This window comes from Isoptericola sp. NPDC056134 (assembly GCF_042264825.1).
In the GTDB taxonomy this organism is placed as follows: domain Bacteria; phylum Actinomycetota; class Actinomycetes; order Actinomycetales; family Cellulomonadaceae; genus Isoptericola; species Isoptericola nanjingensis.
The window spans coordinates 93,012-108,632 of sequence record NZ_JBHJVM010000005.1 but is presented as its reverse complement, the minus strand read 5'-3'; the positions used below and the strand labels follow the sequence as shown (position 1 = coordinate 108,632).

Genomic DNA, 15,621 nt, shown 5'->3' with positions numbered 1-15,621 from the left:
GTGCGGCTCCTGAGTTCGAAGGGTGGCTCGGCGGGACGGACGGTGTCGTGCTCGTGTCGTGCTCGTGTCGTGCTCGGTGTCGTGCTCGCTGGGGGCGCGGGCGTCCTCCGCGGACGGCACCAGACTCTAGTCGCCGGCGCCCACAGGGCCGCGCAGGCGCGGCGACGAGCCGCCGTCGCAGGCCCCGGATAGCCTGCTCGGGTGGACGTACCCGACACTCCGGACGAGCGGCAGGACGCTCGGCAGCACCCCGAGTACCCGGTCGCGTGGGAGGCCGACGTCGTGCTGCGCGACGGCACCACCATGCACGTGCGCCCGCTGCGTCCCGACGACGCCGACGCGATCCAGCGCTTCCAGGTGGCGCAGTCCGAGCGCTCGGCGTACTTCCGCTTCTTCGCGCCGGTGCGCCGGCTCACGGACCGGGAGCTGAACCGCCTCACGCACCTCGACCAGCGCGACCGGGTGGCCTTGGTCGCCGTGCGCCCCGGCGTCTGCGACGACGGCCGCCCGCGCGAGGACGTGCTCGGCGTCGCCCGGTACGACAAGGTCTCGCCCGCGGAGGCGGAGGTGGCCTTCAACATCGCCGACGCGATGCAGGGCAAGGGCCTCGGCTCGGTCCTCCTCGAGCACGTCGCCGCGGCGGCGCGCGAGCGCGGGGTGCGGCGCTTCACCGCGGACGTGCTGCCGCAGAACTCGTCGATGCTCGCCGTCTTCCGTGACGCCGGGTACGCGGTGAGCCAGCACCTCGACGACGGCGTGGTCACGGTCGCGTTCGACCTTGACCCCACGGAGCGCTCCCGCGAGGTGATGGCCGACCGCGAGCACCGCGCCGAGGCGCGCTCGATGCAGGCGCTGCTGTCGGCCCGCCGTGTGCTGCTCGTCGGACCCGGCCCGGTCGGGCCGGCGGGAGCGACGCCAGAGCACCACCTCGCGCAGCGCGTCGTCGACGCCGCCGCGGCCGACCCGGGGGACACCCGGCTCACCGTGCTCGGCGCCCCCGGGCCGGTCCCGGACGCCCCGGGGCTCGCGGTCGCGGCGTCGTGGGACGACGCGCTGGGGGTCGAGGGCGGCGCGAACGGCGCTGCGGACGGCGGCGCTGCGGGCGGCGGCGGCGACGGCGACGCCGACGACGGCGTCGACCTCGCCCTGCTGTCGGTGCCGCCGGACGACGCCGTCGACGCGGTGCGGCGCCTGGCCGGGCGCGGCGTGCGCGGCGTCGTCGTGCTGGCCGCCGGGTACGCGGAGACGGGGCCGGACGGCCTGGCCCGGCAGCGCGAGCTGGTGCGCGCCGCGCACGCGGGCGGGATGCGGGTGGTCGGCCCCGCGTCGTTCGGCCTGCTCACCACGACGCCGGGCGCGCGGCTGCACGCGAGCCTCGCGGAGCGGTCGCCGCGCGCCGGCGTGGTCGGGATGTTCTGCCAGTCGGCGCCCGCCGCCGTGACGCTCACGCGGACGCTCGAGCGGCGCGGCCTCGGCGTCTCGGCACTGCTGTCCGCGGGCCACCGCGCCGACGTGTCGGGCAACGACCTCATGCAGTACTGGCAGGACGACGCGCGCACCGCCGTCGTCTGCCTCTACCTCGAGTCCATCGGCAACCCCCGCAAGTTCTCCCGGATCGCGCGCCGCCTGGCCGGGGTCAAGCCCGTCGTCGTGGTGGTGGCGGGCCGGTCGGGGCAGGTCGTGCCCCCGGGGCACGCCGTGCGCGCGACGCGGGCGCCGCGCCGCCTGCTCGACGAGATGCTGCGGCAGTCCGGCGTCATCCGCGCCGAGAACACCCACCAGCTCATGGACGTCGCGCAGGTGCTCGCGCACCAGCCGCTGCCGACCGGCGGCCGGGTGGGCATCCTCGCGTCGTCCGCCGCGCTGGCCGCCCTCGTCGCCGAGGCCGCGGCCGCCGCGGGCCTCGTCGTCGCGGCGTCGTCCGACTTCCTGCCGCCGGACGCCACCGACGAGCAGATCGCCCACGTGACCGACGCCCTGTACGCGCCGGGGGCGTGCGACGTCGTCGTCGCCGTCGACGTGCCCGTCGTCGTGCCGCGCACCGGAGCCGTGGCCCGGGCCGTCGCCGAGGCCGCCGCGCGGACCGGGCGCACCACGGTCGCGTCGATGCTCGGCCTCAGCGGCCTGCCCGACGAGCTCGCGGCGACGGGCCCGGACGGCACGCCCGTGCGGATCCCCGCGTTCTCCACGCCGGAGGACGCGGTGACGGCGCTCGGCAAGGTCGTGACGTACGCGCGCTGGCGCACGGAGGACCGCGGCACCCACGTGCGGCCCGAGGGGATGGACGCGCGGCGCGCGCGCCGGCTCGTCGAGGGCTGGCTCGCCGACGCCGAGGGCGGCGACGGGCGGGTGCTCACCCAGGACGAGACGGCCGAGCTGCTCGACTGCTACGGCGTCCGGCTGTGGCGCTCGCGGACCGTGCGCACGGCGGACGAGGCCGTCGCGGCGGCGGACGCGCTCGGCTGGCCGGTCGCCCTCAAGACCGCGTCGACGGCGCTGCGCCACCGCACCGACCTGGGCGGGGTGCGCCTGGACATCACGGACGCCGCCGAGCTGCGTGCCGACGTCGAGCGCATGCGACAGGTGGCGCTGGAGGTCCTGGGGGAGGACGAGCCCGCCATGGAGGTGCAGGCGATGGCTCCCGTCGGGGTGCCGTGCGTCATCCGCTCCGGCGAGGACCCGCTGTTCGGCCCGAAGGTGTCCTTCGGCCTCGCGGGCGACGCGACCGACCTCCTCGACGACGTGGCCTACGGCATCCCGCCCCTGACCGACGTCGACGTGGCCGCCATGGTGCGCACCGTGCGCGCGGCGCCGCGGCTGTTCGGGTACGGCGGCGCGCCGGAGGCCGACATCGACGCGCTCGAGGACGTGCTCGCGCGCGTGTCCGTGCTGGCCGACGACCTCCCCGAGCTCGCGTCGCTGGAGCTGTACCCGGTAGTCGTCGGCTCGGTCGGCGTGAGCGTGCTGCACGCCGTCGTCCGGCTGCGGTCGGGGGCCCAGCGGGCCGACGCTCCCCGGCGCGCGCTGCCCGGCTGATCCCCGGCTGATGCCCGGCTGATGCCCGGCTGAGTGTCGGTCCGGGCGTCCCCCGTTCGTCGTGCTGATGACAGCCGACCAGCGAGGAGCGCACCATGACCACGACCCGGACCGAGGGCGTCGCCTCGGCGCCCGCCGTCCCGCCCATCGTCGACCGGGAGGCCTGGCGGGCCACCCGCGAGGACCTGCTCGTCCGGGAGAAGGCGCACACGCGGGAGGGAGACGCGATCGCCGCCGCCCGCCGCCGCCTGCCGATGACGGAGGTCGACGCGGGCTCCGTCGTCGTCGGGCACCACGGCCCCACCACGCTGCTGGACCTTTTCGCCGGGCGCGAGGAGCTCGTCGTCTACCAGCACATGTGGCACCCGGGCGCGCCGGTCGAGGACCAGTGCGCGGGCTGCACCCTCACGTACCTCGCCGTGCAGGACCCTGCCTACCTCACCGCCCGTGGCGTGTCGTTCGCGGTGCTCGCGCAGGCGACCTACGCCGAGCTCGCGCCGTTCGTGGAGTTCATGGAATACCCGCAGCACTGGTACGCGGTCGCGGACCCCGCGTCCCGCGGGGCGGACGAGATCGTGCGCGGCGACAACTCCGGTACCTGGGTGTGCTTCCTGCGCCAGGGCGACCGGGTGTTCCTCACCGGCACGCTCACGGGGCGAGGTTGCGAGGCCACGATGCCGGCGCTCGCGCTGCTCGACCTGACGCCCCGCGGCAGGCTCGAGGCCTGGCAGGACTGCCCCGAGGGGTGGCCGGACGGCAGGGAGCCCGGCTGGTTCTGGCGGGCGCACGCGGACGGGTCCGGCAGCGGCTGGGGTGCGGGCCGGCCCACCGCCCAGTGGGCGCGCCCGGACGCCGCCCCGGCGGGGGACTCGGGTCACGACCACCCGCACGGGACGGCCCGCCCCGGCGATGGTGGTCTCCCGCCGGGGGTGGTGGGAGAATGCGCGGGTGCCGCATGCGACCGCCCGTGAGAACCTCCGTGCCGACCTGTCCGCCCACGTGCGCCGGGCCGGGTACTACCCGGACCTCGTGGAGGACGTCCTCGACGTCGCCCTCGCCGACGAGGACGTGCTCGCCCACCTCGTCCAGGCGGAGACCACGTTCGACGACGCCGTGCGCCGGCACCTCACCGTGCTGGCCCTCACGCCGACGCGCCTCGTCACCGCGCACGTCGACGACCACGAGGGCGACGCCGCCCACCCGTCGTCGGCGGCCGCGACCACGGAGGCCGTGCCGCTGAACGAGATCCGGTCCGTCGCGCTGACGCACATCGTGGACGAGCCGGCGGAGCACCGGCCCGGCGACAGCGCGTCCGAGCTCACGCTCGCGATCGGGTGGGGCGCCGTCTCCCGCGTCGACCTCGAGCCGGCGCAGTGCCCGGACCCGAACTGTGAGGCCGACCACGGCCTCACCGGCACGCTCACGCCCGACGACGTCGTGGTACGCGTCAGCGGGGCCGCGGAGGGTCGGGACGCCCTGCGCCGCGCGATCGCGTTCTCGCGCTCCCTGTCGGCGGCGACCGGGGCGGGCGGGCGCGCCGCCCGATGACGGCGACCCTCGCGCTGCCCGACGGCCTCCTCGCACCCTCCTACGGGACGGGCTCACTCGCCGCCGTGCTGCCCGCCGTCGCGGGCGCCCTCGGGGCGGACCTCACGACGGCGACCGGGCTGCGGTCGGCGGACTGCCGCGACGCGCTCGGGCTGCCGTCCGAGGTGCAGCGCGCGGTCGTGGTCCTCGTCGACGGCCTGGGCCTGGCCAACCTCGCCGAGCGCGGCGGGCACGCCCCGTTCCTGCGCTCGCTGGCCGCGGACGGCCGATCGGTGCTCTCCAGCTTCCCCTCGACGACGGCGGCGGCGCTCGCGACCTTCGGCACCGGGACGGCCCCCGGCCGCACAGGGCTCCTGGGCTACACGCAGCGCAACCCCGCCACGGGCGGCCTCGCCACCACGGTGTCCTGGACCGAGCAGTCGGACCCGTACCGGCGCACCAAGCTCTCCGGGCCGATGCGTGCCGAGCCTGAGGACGTGCAGCGCGAGCCCACGGTGCTCGAGACGCTCGTGCGGGACGGCGTGCGCGTCACCTCGCCCGGCCCCGCCCGGTTCGCGGGCTCCGGGATGACCCGCGCGGCGCTGCGCGGGCCGCGCTACCTGGCCGCCGAGGGGCTGGACGCCCAGGTGGGTGCCACGGTGCGCGAGCTGCGCGCGCCCGGCCTCGTGTACCTCTACCACGGCGCCGTGGACAAGGCGGGCCACCAGCACGGCCCGCAGTCGTGGCAGTGGGGAGACGCCCTGGAGGAGACGGACTCCGAGCTGCGCCGCCTCGTGCGCTCCGTGCCGAGGGGCACGCTCGTCGTCGTCACGGCCGACCACGGTCAGGTGACGGCGGACCTCTCCCGCCAGCACGACGTCGCCGCGCACCGTGAGCTCGCGCGCGACGTCGCGCTCCTCGGCGGCGAGCCGCGCGCGGGCCACGTGTACGTCACGCCCGGCGCCGACCCGCGGGACGTCGCGGCCCGCTGGGCCGCGGTGCTCGGGGACGACGCGCTCGTCGTCCTGCGCGACGACGCCGTCGCGGCCGGCTGGCTGGGCCCGGTGGCCGACCACGTGCTCCCCGCCGTGGGCGACGTCCTGGTCGCGGCGCGAGGAGCGGCGACCGTGGTCGACTCGCGCCTGCACCCGTCCGGCGCCCGCGAGATGCCGGGCGTGCACGGGTCGCTGACACCCGCGGAGATGGTCGTGCCGCTGCTCGTCGCGCAGGCGTAGCGCGCGCCGCGCCGAATGTCGTGGCGCGCCCGCGTGCCGGGTGCCACGATGCCGAGATGGAGCAGCTCGATCAGGGCGGCGAGCAGGCCCCCGCGCCCCGCTGGACCCGCGCCACCGTCTACCCGGACATGTGGGTGGACCCCGACGACGACCCGCGCGAGAGCGACGTCGAGCTGGTCGACGAGCGGGCGATCCTGCTGGACGCACTGCGCTCGTACCGGCTGACCGTCGAGATGAAGTGCGCCGACCTGGACGCGGAGCAGCTCGCCCGCCGCTCGGTGCCGCCGTCCACGATGTCGCTGCTGGGCCTGGTGCGGCACCTCACGGAGGACGAGCGGCACGTGCGCCGCATCATGACCGGCGAGGACGCGCCGTGGCTGTACCGCAGCGAGGCCCACCGCGACGGCGACTGGGACGGCGCCGTCGCCGACCCCGCCGTCGTCGACGAGGCGTTCCTGCACTGGCGCGAGGAGATGGCCGCCACGGACCGCATGATCGACGGCATCGACGACCTCGGCGCGACGAACGCCGGCTTCTCCGACCTCGGCGCGGAGCCGGGCGGCGCGATCTCGCTGCGGGAGCTGCTGCTCAGCCACGTCGAGGAGTACGCGCGGCACTGCGGGCACGCGGACCTGCTGCGGGAGCGTGTGGACGGGCGCGTGGGCCAGTAGCGCGGGGCACGACGCCGGGGAGGCGCGAGGTCTGACAGGATCTGGCCCATGGCCGAGCTCGTCTTCTTCTCCGGGACCATGGACAGCGGCAAGTCGACGCTGGCGCTGCAGACCGACCACAACCACGCGGCGCGCGGGCGGACCGGGCTGATCTTCACCCGCGACGACCGCGCCGGCACGTCCCGGCTGTCGTCGCGGCTCGGGCTCGAGGTGGACGCCCGCGAGGTCACCGATCACACCGACTTCTGGGACGTCGTGGCCGCCGAGCGGCAGGCTGGTCGCGTCGTCGACTACCTCGTGTGCGACGAGGCGCAGTTCTACTCCCCGGCGCAGGTCGAGCAGCTCGCCCGGCTCGTCGACGAGGTGGAGCTGGACGTCTTCGCCTTCGGCATCACCACCGACTTCCGCACCCGGCTGTTCCCCGGCGCCGCCCGCCTCATCGAGCTCGCGGACCGCGTCGAGGAGCTGCAGGTGCGCTCCCTGTGCTGGTGCGGCGCCCGGGCCACCCACAACGCGCGCACCGTCGGTGGCGTGATGGTCGTCGAGGGCGACCAGGTGGTGGTCGGCGACGTCGCGGGGGCGCCCGACGGCGGGCCGGTGTCGTACGAGGTGCTGTGCCGGCGTCACCACATGCGACGCATGACGCAGGCCGACGCCCGCCGTCGCGCGGCGGTCACGGACCAGCTGGACCTGGGCGACGGCGCGTAGCCCGCCGGACGTCGGCCGGAGGTGGGCCGGCGGTCAGGACGAGGGGCGGCCGCCGCCGAACACGATCTCGTCCCAGCTCGGCACCTGCGCGCGGCCCTTGCGTCCCGGGCGTCGCGCGCCCGCCGGCTTGTCGCTCCGGGGCGCCGGTGCGGCGGGCTGCGGCCCGGCGGCGCCCTGCGCGGGCGGACCGCTGGGTGCGGGCGCGTCGTCGACGACGTCGGAACGGGTGTCCTGGTGACCGTCCTGGTGATGGTCCTGGCGCGCGTCCGTGGCGCCGTCGGCCTTCTCGGACCCGACGTCGTCCTGGTCGAGCGGCAGCATCCCGGGCACCGGCCGGCGCGCGGACGACGGGTGGGTCGAACGGTCGGGAGGCGGGCGCAGGCCCGCCCGGCGCGACCCGAGGTCGACGACGCTCGCGCCCGCCGGGTCGGCGTGCTCCGGCTCCGGGGCGCCGGCCGACGCGTCGGCCGGGGGAGCGCTGACGTGGCCGACGGGAACCGGCTCCGGCGCGGGCGGGACGTCGTCCGCCGCGCGGGCGGGCGTCCTCCGGCGGTCGCCGGGCCGCTGGCCGCGCCGTCCGGCGAGGTCGTCCAGGAGCAGCGCCGTGGTGTCGTCGTCGGGGTGGCGGCGGGGGGCGACCGTCCGGCCGCTCGTCGAGGGCACGCCCAGCACGTCGGGGGAGACCGGGTCGTCCGGCTGGCCGAGCCAGCGCGCCTCGTCGTCGAGCGGTGTCACGACGCGGCCCTTGGGGTCGAAGGTCCAGCGTGCCGACCGGTCGCGGTCGCCGGCGGAGAACCGCACCTCGACCACCCACGGCGCGGTGCCGTCGCGGCGGGCGGACCAGCGGGCCTGGTCGGCCGTAACGCCCCTCGCGGCCAGCCGCGTGTCGGCGACCTCCCCGAGCGTCGTCGTCTCGTCGTCGCCCGGCAGCCGGTGGGCGCGCACCTGACCGATGACGTGGTCGCGCTCCGCGGCCACGGGCCACTCGTAGCGCTGCACGTGCTCGACCGGGAGCCCGGACTCCTCGGCCAGCTCCTCGACCGACGCCCCCGCACGCAGGCGCGCCTGGAGGTCGCGCGGGCGCAGGGTCGTCGCCGCCTGGGCGCGCAGCGCCTCCGTGCGCGGTCGGTCGCGTCGCACCGCGGCGCGCAACGCCTCCGTGATGGGCAGGGTGCTCTCGGTGCCGTCGGGGCCGCGCAGGACCAGGCGCTCACCGTCCTCGTGCAGCCTCACGAGCTCGAGCTCGGCCATGCTTCCTCCCTCACAGGTCGCCCTCGGGAACTCCGTCGGGGCGGGTCCGCCTGTTCGAGGGTGCCACCGGCGCGGGGCGGCGCCGCGCAGGCGCGTCGGTGTGCCGTCGATTGGCGCGCCCCGGGCGGGCGGGCCTGGGAGGATGGCGTCCCGTGGACGCGTTCGCCTCCGGCCCCGTCTCCTACCTGGAGCTCGTCGCCGTCTTCGTCGCGGCGGTCTCGGGAGGGCTCGCCGCCGTGCGCAAGCGGTTCGACGCGTTCGGCGTCCTGGTCCTCGCGTGGGTGACCGGGCTCGGCGGCGGGATCCTGCGCGACGTCCTGATCGGCGACACGCCCCCGGTCGGCATCTCGAGCTGGCGGCTCGTGCTGGCCGCGCTCGCCGCGGGCGTGATCATCTTCTTCTTCCACCCGGGCCTGGAGCGGATGCGGCGCTCCATCCTCGTGCTCGACGCCGCCGCGCTGTCGCTCTTCGTGCTGCAGGGGACCACGAAGTCGCTCGACCTCGGCGCGGGCGTCCTCGCCTCCGTGGTGGTCGGGGTCCTCACCGCCGTGGGCGGCGGGATCCTGCGGGACGTGCTCGTGGGCGAGGTGCCGCTCGTGTTCGCGGACCGCCAGCTCTACGCCGTGCCCGCGCTCGTCGGCGCCGGCCTCACCGCGCTGCTGTGGCACGAGGACGTGCTGCAGGTATGGACCGCCCTCGGGGTGGTGGTCCTCGTCTTCGGGTTCCGCATCGCGTCGCTCGCGCGCGGGTGGACCGTGCCGCACCCCGGCCCCGGCTGGACCGCCCGGTGGGGGCGGCGGTCGGGCAAGATGTAGGCCGTGGACGAGCGAGCGGCGAACGGGGACCAGACCGACGGGAGCGACACCGGCACCGGTGTCGAGATCGACGTCGAGATCGACGTCGACGTCGAGGCGCTGCGGGCGCTGGCCCGCAGCCTCGCGTGCGAGGCGGGGGCCCTGGTGCGCGACGGCCGCCCGGAGCGGGTCGAGGTCGCCGCGACCAAGTCGTCCGACGTCGACCCGGTGACGGACATGGACCGGGCGGCCGAGGCGCTGCTGCGCCGGCGGCTGGCCGAGGAGCGGCCCGACGACGCGATCCTCGGCGAGGAGGGCGACGACGTCCCGGGGACGTCCGGGCTCACGTGGGTGCTGGACCCGATCGACGGCACGGTCAACTACGTGTACGGCGTCGCGTCCTATGCCGTCTCGGTGGCCGTTGTGGCGGGTCCCCCCGACCCGGGGCGGTGGACGGCGCTCGCAGGCTGCGTGCACTCGGTGGTCGACGGACGCACCTGGACCGCGGCACGGGGTGGCGGGGCGGAGCGCGACGGGCGGCCGCTGCGCGTGCGCCGCCCGGACGCGCTGTCGCGGTCGCTGGTCGGCACGGGGTTCGGGTACGCGCCCGAGCGGCGCGCCCGCCAGGCCGAGGTCCTCGTCGACGTCCTGCCCCGGGTGCGCGACATCCGGCGGATCGGGTCCGCGGCGATCGACCTGTGCCTGCTCGCAGAGGGAGCGCTGGACCTCTACTACGAGCGCGGGCTCAACCCGTGGGACCTGGCGGCCGGGGCGCTCGTGGCCGCGGAGGCCGGGGCGTGGGTCGGCGGGCTGCACGGTCGTGGCCCGGGCGCCGCCATGACGGTCGCGGGCGCGACCCCGGTCGTGACGGAGCTCGTCCGGTTGCTCGAGGACGCCGACGCCGACCGTCCGGAGGACGGCGCGCGCGGCTGAGCGGCTGACGAGGTTCGGTCGTTCCACGCCCGGGCGCCGGGGTGAAAAACTGCGTCAGACCGACCGTCACGCCGAGGGCGAACAGCGCGCAGCGGCGGTGCGTCGTCGCAGGTCAGCGGCCGATCGTCGCGCTGTGACACGAGGAACAGCGCGTGGTGTCGCGCGCCCGCCCGAAATGGTGCACAATCCGTGGGCCGACCGGGAACAAAACCCGGTCACCGAGCATTATCAGCGCGTACCGATCCCGACACCACGGAGCGTGACCACACAGATGGCAACCGACTACGACGCCCCCCGCAAGAACGACGAGGACGTGGAGCAGGACTCGATCCAGGAGCTCCAGGCGCGTCGTTCCGACAAGTCGTCGGGTGTCGTCGACGAGGACGAGACGGAGGCCGCGGAAGGCTTCGAGCTTCCCGGCGCCGATCTGTCCGGCGAGGAGCTCGCGGTCCGCGTCCTGCCCCGCCAGGCCGACGAGTTCACCTGCACGAGCTGCTTCCTCGTCCACCACCGCAGCCAGCTGGCCTACGAGAAGAACGGCCAGATGATCTGCACGGAGTGCGCCGCCTGACCGACCGCAGCGTCGGGGCACCAGCACCACGGACGACACGGGCCGTCACGTCGAGGACGTGACGGCCTTCGTCGTCCCCGGGACGGCGCGACGACGGGAGCCGACGAGACGGGTGCCTGCCCTCAGCGCGTGAGCGCCGCGGCCAGCTCCTGCGGACGCCGGGTCGACAGCAGCCAGTACGGGGTCGGGTCGAGCGGGTCCTCGAGCTCCACACGCACGCCGGTGCGCGCCCACGCGCGCAGGCATACGAACGCGCGCGCGTCGAGGGCGGGGCCGAGGGCGGTCCGCATCGCCTCGGCGTCGTCCATCGTGGTGACCTCGCCCAGGAGGTCGACGGCGATCTGCGCCTTGCCGGCGCGCAGCCGCCCGTCGGCCACCGCGATCACGGGCGCGGTCGCGACGAGGGCCGCGAGGGTGGCGGCCGCGACGAGCAGGCCGACCACGGCACCGACCGTGTGCGCGAGCGGCCACAGGGTCACCCCGACGATGACGCCCAGCCCGACGGCGCCGCACCAGGCCGCCGGCCCCGGGGACAGCCGCTCCCGGTAGACCGGGCCGGTGACGGTGGGAGGGTGGGCCGCGTGCTCGCTCATGGGACCATCATCCCAGCACCGCGGCACGGACCCGCCCCGGTCCGGGACGCCGGTGAGCCGTCCGCCGGTCGGCTACGCTTCCCGGGTGCCTGACACCGCCAGCCAGCCCGTGACGCCGCCCGCGAGCCACGACGCCAGCCACGTGAGCACGGACCCGAGCACCGACCCGAGCACCGACCCGAGCACCGACCCGAGCACCGTCGACGTCCTCGTCACCCTGCTCGACGACGTGCCGACCCCCGCGTACGCGCACCCGGGCGACGCGGGCGCGGACCTCGTGACCACGGTCGACGTCGAGATCCCTCCGCAGGGCCGCGTCGTCGTGCCCACCGGGGTCGCGATCGCGCTGCCGGAGGGGTACGCCGCGTTCGTGCACCCGCGCTCCGGCCTCGCGGCGAAGCACGGGGTGACCGTGGTGAACGCCCCCGGCACGATCGACGCGGGCTACCGGGGGGAGATCAAGGTGATCCTCCTCAACACGGACGTCGCCGAGCCGGTGCGGCTGCGCCGGGGCGACCGCGTGGCGCAGCTCGTCGTGCAGCGGGTGGAGCACGCCCGTTTCCTCGTGGCGACGACGCTGCCCGGGTCGCACCGGGGCGCGGGCGGGTTCGGTTCGAGCGGCGGTTTCGCCGGCGGCTGACGCCCCCGGGAGCGGACCGGGGGCGTGAGCGAACCGGTCTACTGTGGGAGATGGGTAGGGCTCGTCCGGCCGCCGGGCGAGCAGGACGACGAGAAGGAGATCCTCCGTGGGGCTGTTCCGGCGCAACGCGTCGCAGAAGGCGACCGACGAGGCCCGCGAGCCCGCGGCCGCGGAGGCCGTGGCGCCCGCCACCGGCGCCGACGCCGCCACCGACCCGGGAAGCGACGGGGCCGCGGGGGAGCGTCCCGAGCGCGGCCCGTTCGACTCGACCCAGGTGACGGGCATGGGCCCGCGCGTGGACCTCGGCGCCGTCTGGCTGCCCGTCCTGCCCGGCCTTGAGCTGCGCATGGAGGTCGACAAGAAGACCCAGAAGGTCACCGGGGTGTCCGCGACGCTCAACGGGTCCGGTCTGCAGGTCCAGGCGTTCGCCGCCCCCCGCACGGAGGGCATCTGGGACGAGGTGCGCGCCGAGATCGGGTCGTCCATCACACGCCAGGGCGGCACGGTCGACGACGTGCCCGGCACGTTCGGGCGAGAGCTCATCGCGCGCATCCCCGCCACCGGGCCCGACGGCAAGCCGGCCGTGCGTCCCGCCCGCTTCGTGGGCGTGGACGGGCCGCGCTGGTTCCTGCGCGGCGTGCTGTCCGGGCGCGCCGCGGTCGACCCGGAGGCCGCGAAGCAGCTCGAGTCCGTGTTCGCGAACGTCGTCGTCGTGCGGGACGGCAACCCCCGCCCGCCGCGCGACCTGCTCACGCTGACCCTGCCCAAGAGCGCGCGCCAGGGCGACGCGCCGGGCGAGGACACCACCGCGGGCCCGGAGGGCGCCGCGCCGCAGACACCGTCGTTCGACCCGCTGACCCGCGGGCCGGAGATCACCGAGATCCGGTGAGCGACCCGGCCGCGAGGCCGGCCCGTCCACCAGCCTGGAGCTGTTGATGTCCCTGCGAACCGCCGTCCGGCACGCGCTGGCCTCGGCCGACGAGGTCGCCGCCGACGAGGAGCGCCACGAGGCCGCGGCCCACCGCGGCTGCACGCCGGTCGCCGACCTGGGCGACCGGCGTCGGGCGAGCGCCGCCGGCGTGCTGCGCTCGGTCGTGCTGCGCCCCCGCGAGGGCGTCCCGACCGTGGAGGCCGAGCTGTACGACGGCTCCGGCTCCCTCGACCTCGTGTGGCTCGGGCGCCGGGCCATCGCGGGGATCGACCCGGGGCGCCGCATCCGGGTCGAGGGCCTGGTGTGCGACATCGACGGGCGGCGCACCATGTTCAACCCCCGGTACGAGCTGCGCGCGCGGGCCGGCGAGTGAGCGACGGGTACCCCGCGGCGGGGAAGCCGACCGGGCCGACGGAGCCCGTGACGTCAGCGGCGCCCGCGGCGGACGGGCGCGGCGTGCGGGCGGTCACGGGCGACTCGTTCTCGTTCGGGCAGGCCGTCGGCGGCGTGCGCGGCGTGGTCGAGGCGGTGCTCCCCGGCCTGCTCTTCGTGGTCATCTACGTCGTCGCGTCGATGGGCGGCGACGAGCGCGGTGCCCTGACCTGGGCGCTGATCGCCTCCGTGGGCGCGGCCCTCGTCGCCGTCGTGGCGCGGCTCGCGCAGCGCACGCCGATCACGCAGGCCCTGGGCGGGCTGCTCGGCATCGGCGTGGGCGTGTTCTGGGCGTGGAAGTCCGGCGAGGCCCAGAACTTCTACGTGTGGGGGCTGTGGACCAACGCCGCCTACCTCGCGGCCATCCTCGTCTCGCTGGCGGTGCGCTGGCCCGTCGTCGGGCTCGTGGTGGAGGCGGTGCGCGGCGGGTTCGCCGACGTCGCCGCCGAGCGTGCCCGGCACGCCGACGGCGAGCAGCCGCAGGCCGGGCCAGCCGGCACCGGTTCGCCCGAGACCGCCGCGTCCGGGGCGACCGCGCCGGACGCCGCTCCGAGCCCCCTCGCCGCGCTGGTGGCGTGGCGCAAGGACCCGGAGCTGGTCCGGCGCTACACCCTCGCCACGTGGTTCTGGGCGGGGCTGTTCGCGGTGCGCCTGGCGGTCAAGGTGCCGCTGTACTTCGCCGACAGCGTCGGCTGGCTGGGCACCGCCCACCTGGTGCTGGGCGTCCCGCTCTGGGGCCTCGTGCTCTGGCTCACCTGGGTCGTCGTGCGCGGCGCGCACTCCGGCCGGCCCGCGGCCGCGGCGGACGAGCCGGCCCGACCGGGCGCCTAGCGGTCGTCGCCGGGTCCCTCGTCGCCGAGGCCGTCCACCGCGGCGAGCTCCGGCGCCACGAGGGGGTCGCCCGCCGCGATGGCGGGGACGGCCGGGGCGCCGTGGCTGAGCAGGTGCTGGAGCGACTCCTCGTCCGCCTGGCTGCCCATCACGAGCACCAGCTCGTCGCCGGTCTCGAGCGTGTCGTCCGCGGTCGGCGCCAGAGGCTGCGCGCCGCGCACGATGCACGCGAGCACCGTGTCCGTCGGCCAGACGACGGAACCGACGCGGGCGCCCACGAGCGGCGAGTCGTCCGGCAGCGTCACCTCCACGATGTCAGCGCCGGACTGGTGGAAGGTGAAGATCCGCACCAGGTCCCCGACCGCCACGGCCTCCTCGACCATCGCGGTCATGATCCGCGGGGTCGACACGGCGACGTCGACGCCCCAGGAGCCGTCGAACATCCACTCGTTCTTCGGGTTGTTGACCCGCGCCACGGTGCGGGGCACCCCGAACTCGGTCTTGCACAGCAGCGAGAAGACGAGGTTGGCCTTGTCGTCGCCGGTGGCGCCGACGACGACGTCGGCGCTCGTGACGTCCGCGGCCTCGAGCGAGGACAGCTCGCAGGCGTCGGCGAGCAGCCAGTCGGCCTCGGGCACCTGCGCCACCCGCATCGCGGCGGGGTTCTTGTCGATGAGCACGACGTCGTGGTCGTGCGAGAGGAGCTCGCGGGCGATGGACCGGCCGACCGACCCGGCCCCGGCGACGACGACGCGCATCAGCTCTCCTCCCGCCGCGGCTCGTGGGTGAGGACCCGCTCGACGGAGGCCGCGTCGTCGGCGCGCATGAGGACGTGCAGCACGTCGTTCTCCTGCAGCACGGAGCCGGGCGTCGGCAGGATGCCGTCGGTGTAGCGCGACAGGAAGGCGACGCGCGCGCCGGTGGCCTCCTCGATGCGGTGCACCGTCAGGCCGGCCCAGCCGGGGTGGTAGTCGATCTGCGCGAGGCGCACCTGCCCGGACGGGTCGCGGTACTCGTCGGTGGCGCCCAGGGGGAGCATGCGGCGCAGCACCTGGTCGGCCGTCCAGCGCACGGTCGCGACCGTCGGGATCCCGAGGCGCTGGTAGATCTCCGCGCGCTGGGGGTCGTAGATGCGGGCCACGACGTTCTCGACGCCGTACGTCTCGCGCGCGACCCGCGCGGCGAGCACGTTGGAGTTGTCGCCGTCGGACACGGCGGCGAAGGCGTACGTGTCCTCGATGCCCGCCTGGACCAGCGTGTCGCGGTCGAAGCCGACGCCCGTCACCTTCTGCCCGGAGAACCCGGCCGGCAGACGGCGGAACGCGTCGGGGTTCTGGTCGACGACGGCCACGGAGTGGCCGTGGGACTCGATCGTCTGCGCGAGCGTCGACCCGACGCGGCCGCAGCCCATGATCACGAAGTGCACGGGCGAAACGCTATACCTCGCGGGGCCCCTCGACATCGCCGC

At 76.1% G+C, this 15,621-nt stretch carries 17 protein-coding genes; 13 read left to right on the top strand and 4 right to left on the bottom strand.

The genetic code is table 11. The annotated features are described in order from the left end of the window. Positions 1-201: 201 nt before the first annotated feature. The 6 genes from ACFCZN_RS06935 to ACFCZN_RS06910 all read left to right on the top strand — a co-directional run bounded on the left by ACFCZN_RS06935 (position 202) and on the right by ACFCZN_RS06910 (position 7,177). Positions 202-3,036: a GNAT family N-acetyltransferase gene (locus ACFCZN_RS06935; protein ID WP_430556278.1), complete on the top strand. Its 2,835-nt coding sequence runs from the start codon at positions 202-204 to the stop codon at positions 3,034-3,036. A 95-nt stretch (positions 3,037-3,131) separates the two neighbouring features. Beyond that, the gene (locus ACFCZN_RS06930) at positions 3,132-4,007 is read left to right on the top strand and encodes a DUF899 family protein (RefSeq protein ID WP_430556277.1); all 876 of its coding nucleotides are present in this window, start codon (positions 3,132-3,134) and stop codon (positions 4,005-4,007) included. After that, positions 3,985-4,584, top strand: a complete 600-nt coding sequence (locus tag ACFCZN_RS06925) for a DUF5998 family protein (RefSeq protein ID WP_429763740.1) — start codon at positions 3,985-3,987, stop codon at positions 4,582-4,584. The genes ACFCZN_RS06930 and ACFCZN_RS06925 overlap by 23 nt, the downstream gene beginning before the upstream one ends. Then, on the top strand, positions 4,581-5,798 hold the full coding sequence (locus tag ACFCZN_RS06920; protein ID WP_430556276.1) for an alkaline phosphatase family protein: 1,218 nt from the start codon (positions 4,581-4,583) through the stop codon (positions 5,796-5,798). Before ACFCZN_RS06925 ends, ACFCZN_RS06920 begins: the two co-directional genes overlap by 4 nt. A 56-nt stretch (positions 5,799-5,854) precedes the next feature. Next, complete coding sequence (locus ACFCZN_RS06915) at positions 5,855-6,469, top strand: DinB family protein (RefSeq protein WP_429763738.1); 615 nt, start codon at positions 5,855-5,857, stop codon at positions 6,467-6,469. Positions 6,470-6,517: 48 nt separating this feature from the next. Next, the gene (locus ACFCZN_RS06910; RefSeq protein WP_429763737.1) at positions 6,518-7,177 is read left to right on the top strand and encodes a thymidine kinase; all 660 of its coding nucleotides are present in this window, start codon (positions 6,518-6,520) and stop codon (positions 7,175-7,177) included. Positions 7,178-7,210: 33 nt separating this feature from the next. Here the strand turns inward: ACFCZN_RS06910 and sepH are convergent, their stop codons facing one another. Next, on the bottom strand, positions 7,211-8,428 hold the full coding sequence (gene sepH, locus ACFCZN_RS06905) for a septation protein SepH (RefSeq protein WP_430556275.1): 1,218 nt from the start codon (positions 8,426-8,428) through the stop codon (positions 7,211-7,213). Positions 8,429-8,580: 152 nt separating this feature from the next. On the opposite strand from sepH, the gene ACFCZN_RS06900 reads away from it, so the two are divergent. The 3 genes from ACFCZN_RS06900 (at position 8,581) to ACFCZN_RS06890 (ending at position 10,726) form a co-directional block, all read left to right on the top strand. Beyond that, positions 8,581-9,243 (top strand): trimeric intracellular cation channel family protein, encoded by a 663-nt coding sequence (locus tag ACFCZN_RS06900; RefSeq protein WP_430556274.1) that lies wholly within the window; start codon positions 8,581-8,583, stop codon positions 9,241-9,243. Positions 9,244-9,309: 66 nt separating this feature from the next. Then, on the top strand, positions 9,310-10,155 hold the full coding sequence (locus ACFCZN_RS06895; RefSeq protein WP_430556377.1) for an inositol monophosphatase family protein: 846 nt from the start codon (positions 9,310-9,312) through the stop codon (positions 10,153-10,155). A 271-nt stretch (positions 10,156-10,426) separates the two neighbouring features. After that, positions 10,427-10,726, top strand: coding sequence for a DUF4193 domain-containing protein (locus ACFCZN_RS06890; RefSeq protein WP_429729811.1), 300 nt, complete (start codon positions 10,427-10,429; stop codon positions 10,724-10,726). Between the two features lie 122 nt (positions 10,727-10,848). Here the strand turns inward: ACFCZN_RS06890 and ACFCZN_RS06885 are convergent, their stop codons facing one another. Next, the gene (locus ACFCZN_RS06885) at positions 10,849-11,319 is read right to left on the bottom strand and encodes a DUF3093 domain-containing protein (protein ID WP_430556273.1); all 471 of its coding nucleotides are present in this window, start codon (positions 11,317-11,319) and stop codon (positions 10,849-10,851) included. A gap of 85 nt (positions 11,320-11,404) precedes the next feature. Here ACFCZN_RS06885 and dut point away from each other — a divergent pair, with 85 nt between their 5' ends. The 4 genes from dut (at position 11,405) to ACFCZN_RS06865 (ending at position 14,153) form a co-directional block, all read left to right on the top strand. Next, on the top strand, positions 11,405-11,959 hold the full coding sequence (gene dut / locus ACFCZN_RS06880) for a dUTP diphosphatase (protein WP_430556272.1): 555 nt from the start codon (positions 11,405-11,407) through the stop codon (positions 11,957-11,959). A gap of 106 nt (positions 11,960-12,065) precedes the next feature. Continuing rightward, entirely contained in the window at positions 12,066-12,848 is a 783-nt protein-coding gene (locus ACFCZN_RS06875) for a DUF3710 domain-containing protein (RefSeq protein WP_430556271.1), read from the top strand. 46 nt (positions 12,849-12,894) lie between these two features. Then, positions 12,895-13,263 (top strand): OB-fold nucleic acid binding domain-containing protein, encoded by a 369-nt coding sequence (locus ACFCZN_RS06870; RefSeq protein WP_429729800.1) that lies wholly within the window; start codon positions 12,895-12,897, stop codon positions 13,261-13,263. Between the two features lie 47 nt (positions 13,264-13,310). Continuing rightward, on the top strand, positions 13,311-14,153 hold the full coding sequence (locus tag ACFCZN_RS06865; RefSeq protein WP_430556270.1) for a DUF3159 domain-containing protein: 843 nt from the start codon (positions 13,311-13,313) through the stop codon (positions 14,151-14,153). On the opposite strand, the gene ACFCZN_RS06860 is transcribed toward ACFCZN_RS06865, so the two are convergent. Then, positions 14,150-14,911: a potassium channel family protein gene (locus tag ACFCZN_RS06860; protein ID WP_430556269.1), complete on the bottom strand. Its 762-nt coding sequence runs from the start codon at positions 14,909-14,911 to the stop codon at positions 14,150-14,152. The two genes, ACFCZN_RS06865 and ACFCZN_RS06860, sit on opposite strands and share 4 nt — an antisense overlap. Continuing rightward, entirely contained in the window at positions 14,911-15,564 is a 654-nt protein-coding gene (locus ACFCZN_RS06855) for a potassium channel family protein (RefSeq protein WP_430556376.1), read from the bottom strand. The genes ACFCZN_RS06860 and ACFCZN_RS06855 overlap by 1 nt, the downstream gene beginning before the upstream one ends. Between the last annotated feature and the right edge of the window lie 57 nt (positions 15,565-15,621).